This window comes from Serratia sp. A07, from assembly GCF_058725505.1.
The window spans coordinates 1-2937 of sequence record NZ_JBZXDO010000110.1 but is presented as its reverse complement, the minus strand read 5'-3'; the positions used below and the strand labels follow the sequence as shown (position 1 = coordinate 2937).

Genomic DNA, 2937 nt, shown 5'->3' with positions numbered 1-2937 from the left:
CCGCGATGTGAAAGACCGTTTCAACCTCATCGCCCGTCCGGCAGACAGAATTCAGTGGACCTATTTTTGATGATGAAGACGCCCGCGCAAATAGAGCAAGAGATCATTGATTTTTACTATGAAAATTTCAGCCCGCGGAAGTATGTCTTCTGGGGCCCGAAAGTGCCGGTCACCCTGGACACACGCTTGCGGGAAGATCTCAAGATTGGTTGGGATGACGGTGACGATGCGATCAACACCTATCTGTCCATATGGCATGTCGATCCGGCCGGCATGGAATTCACCCACTATTTTGCCCCAGAGTTTTTCGGTTCAAAGGTGCCCGAGCAGCCCCTAAAACCGCTGACCATCAGAATGCTGGTCGAGTCGGCCAAAGCCGGACGCTGGTTGTATTAGCCGGATTGGATGTCAACCGCCAGCGTTCTTACACGCTGCCGTAACTTATCTGCCGGCAGTGCGTCACTACAGATAGTGAGACGACCGCTTGCAGGACAACGCCCGCCCGTCCGCCGCCCCGACTGACACCACCACCGACCTGAGCCACCTGGCGTTCTGCGCGTTGGTGGCCCTGGCGCTCGAGCGCCAGTCGGGCGGTGCATCCACCCCCTACGCCGAAACCCTGTTCCTCATCCGCTGGCTGGCCACCGCGCAAAAGCAAAAGCGTTTTCCCAGGAGCGTGGCAATTGACATCCAGTGGTTGCTGGAGCGTGGTCGCAGGCACAGCGCCGCCGCCAGGCTGCGCCAACACCTGGAGTACCTGTGGCACTCCTGCAGCGGTAATATCGCCCGGCAGTCCGACCTGTTTCGCCTGACCTACGCCACCGAGACGCTCAAGCAGTTGGGTTGGGACAATGCGGTGATGAGCAGCCGGGAGTGGCGCGAGGGCGTGCTGCCTGAAACCGGCGTTACCAACGGCTTTTATGTGGAAAAAGCGGCGCTCAATGCCGCCTACGACAAGCATGGCCGGCACAACATGCCGGTCGAAGTTCGCGTGGTTGGCGACAGGGCGGCGTTTATCGACGTCATGCAGCGCTATCAGATAACGGCGCAACCGACTGCGTCACTGCCCGACGGCCATCAGCTCATGCTGCTGCCGGCGTCGGCTTAAAATGTCTCAAAGTAGAGTTCGCGCAGCAAGCCGGGAGATATCGTTACCCAGTGCGCCATGACGGTTTACGCTGGCCTCCATGGGCAAATGACATGGCGAGTCCCGCCGCACATAATTCCAGTGTACCCTTCTGCCGTATATTGATCGCCGCATTGATATCGCGGTCATGGTTAACTCCATTGAGGTTTTTTATCAGTCCTGCCAGGGATTGAAAAGCTGAACGCCGCTGTGAATAAAATCCTTCTCGTTGCGCGTCACCACGGTCATACGGTGAATCAGGGCGGTTGCCGCAATGAGCGAGTCCCGTTCACTGCGCGGATCGGGTACATGCAATCTGGCGCAACAGCGGGCCACCGCCGTATCTACCCCCAGGGTACGGTAGGCGAAGGTGGGCAATACCTGGCCCTCAAACCATTCCCGTAATCTGGAACCCTGATATGGGTCACGGCGCTCCATCGCCAGAATACCCTGCTCCAGTTCCAACACAGTGATCGCCGAAATAAACTGCGCACCTGAGGGCAGTGCATTGACCCATTCGACCACACGACCTTCGGCCCGGCTTCCCTTACGCAGCTCAGAAACTACGTTGGTGTCCAGTATGTACATCAGTCGTCAAACTCCGCAGCGCGTGTAGCTATATTCATTTTTGGTGCCGAGAAGATAATGTCGTCCCCGTCAGCCATTGCCAGCAAGGTTGCCAGGGGAGCCTTTCCGCCGGTCAGTTGCTGATAATCATCAATACTGAGCAAAACATGGGAAGGCTGTCCCCGGTCGGTAATAAAGACCGGCCCCCTGTTCGCCTCTTTTTTTGCCTTGCTGACGTCCTGGTTAAACTCACGACCGCTGATAGTGATCGCGGCTCGCGCCTGGGTCACTGTAACGGTAGTACATCCGTATTTTTTAGACTCAAATTTCATTCTGTTCATCGTGAACCGCCTGATTGTAGGTTTGTATCTACATTATTTCACCTCCCCGATGACACGGCAAATTAAATGGCTAACATCATCAACGAGAATGCCTTTGCATTGACACTGTATACACATACAGTATTATTAACGCAACACCCTGTTCCTCTGCGAGGCATCCCTATGGCCACCGACAAGAAAAAATCCGCTTCCCCTGCCATCAGCAAGCCTGCCAATGCCGACGACAGGGCCAAAGCCCTGCAGTCGGCGATGGCCGCCATCGAAAAGCAGTTCGGCAAGGGCGCCATCATGCGTCTGGGTGACAATCGGGCGATGGACGTGGAGACAATATCGACCGGCTCACTGGCACTCGATATCGCGCTGGGCGGTGGCCTGCCCGTGGGGCGCATTGCCGAAATCTACGGCCCCGAATCCTCCGGCAAGACCACCGTGGCCCTGTCGGTGATTGCCAGCGCGCAGCGCGCAGGCAAGATGTGCGCCTTTATCGATGCCGAGCACGCCCTTGACCCGCGTTACGCGAAGGTACTTGGCGTTAACGTCGATGAATTGCTGATATCGCAGCCCGACACCGGCGAACAGGCGCTGGAAATCACCGACGGCCTGGTGCGCTCCGGCGCCGTCAGCGTCATCGTGGTCGACTCGGTGGCCGCCCTGACGCCCAAAGCGGAAATTGAAGGTGACATCGGCGACTCGCACATGGGGGTGCATGCCCGCATGATGAGTCAGGCGATGCGCAAGCTGCGGGGCAGCATCAATACCAGCCGAACCCTCGTCATCTTCATCAACCAGATACGCATGAAAATCGGCGTGATGTTCGGCAACCCGGAGACCACCACCGGCGGCAACGCCCTCAAGTTCTACGCCTCGGTGCGCATGGACGTGCGCCGTATCGGCGCCATCAAA

The 2937-nt window shown here is 57.5% G+C and carries 5 protein-coding genes and 1 pseudogene; 3 read left to right on the top strand and 3 right to left on the bottom strand.

The window, feature by feature from the left end:
* Positions 1-69: 69 nt before the first annotated feature.
* Complete coding sequence (locus tag AC4PR2_RS28220) at positions 70-396, top strand: DUF1493 family protein (RefSeq protein ID WP_492175956.1); 327 nt, start codon at positions 70-72, stop codon at positions 394-396.
* 88 nt (positions 397-484) lie between these two features.
* Positions 485-1108, top strand: coding sequence for a DUF2913 family protein (locus AC4PR2_RS28215; protein WP_492175955.1), 624 nt, complete (start codon positions 485-487; stop codon positions 1106-1108).
* A 43-nt stretch (positions 1109-1151) separates the two neighbouring features.
* On the opposite strand, the pseudogene AC4PR2_RS28210 reads toward AC4PR2_RS28215, so the two are convergent.
* The 3 genes and pseudogenes from AC4PR2_RS28210 to AC4PR2_RS28200 all read right to left on the bottom strand — a co-directional run.
* Positions 1152-1286 (bottom strand): annotated as a pseudogene (locus tag AC4PR2_RS28210) (RNA-guided endonuclease InsQ/TnpB family protein); the annotation flags it as partial.
* Positions 1287-1300: 14 nt separating this feature from the next.
* Positions 1301-1714 (bottom strand): type II toxin-antitoxin system VapC family toxin, encoded by a 414-nt coding sequence (locus tag AC4PR2_RS28205; RefSeq protein WP_492175954.1) that lies wholly within the window; start codon positions 1712-1714, stop codon positions 1301-1303.
* Positions 1714-2034, bottom strand: a complete 321-nt coding sequence (locus AC4PR2_RS28200) for a type II toxin-antitoxin system Phd/YefM family antitoxin (protein WP_492175953.1) — start codon at positions 2032-2034, stop codon at positions 1714-1716. Before AC4PR2_RS28200 ends, AC4PR2_RS28205 begins: the two co-directional genes overlap by 1 nt.
* Before the next feature lie 162 nt (positions 2035-2196).
* On the opposite strand from AC4PR2_RS28200, the gene recA reads away from it, so the two are divergent.
* The coding region (gene recA / locus AC4PR2_RS28195; protein ID WP_492175952.1) for a recombinase RecA at positions 2197-2937 on the top strand (741 nt) is incomplete at its 3' end.

Bases quoted from the DNA above. Each gene is read 5' to 3' on its own strand.
- AC4PR2_RS28200 (WP_492175953.1), bottom strand. From the start codon at position 2,034: ATGAACAGAATGAAATTTGAGTCTAAAAAATACGGATGTACTACCGTT.
- AC4PR2_RS28220 (WP_492175956.1), top strand. From the start codon at position 70: ATGATGAAGACGCCCGCGCAAATAGAGCAAGAGATCATTGATTTTTAC.
- AC4PR2_RS28205 (WP_492175954.1), bottom strand. From the start codon at position 1,714: ATGTACATACTGGACACCAACGTAGTTTCTGAGCTGCGTAAGGGAAGC.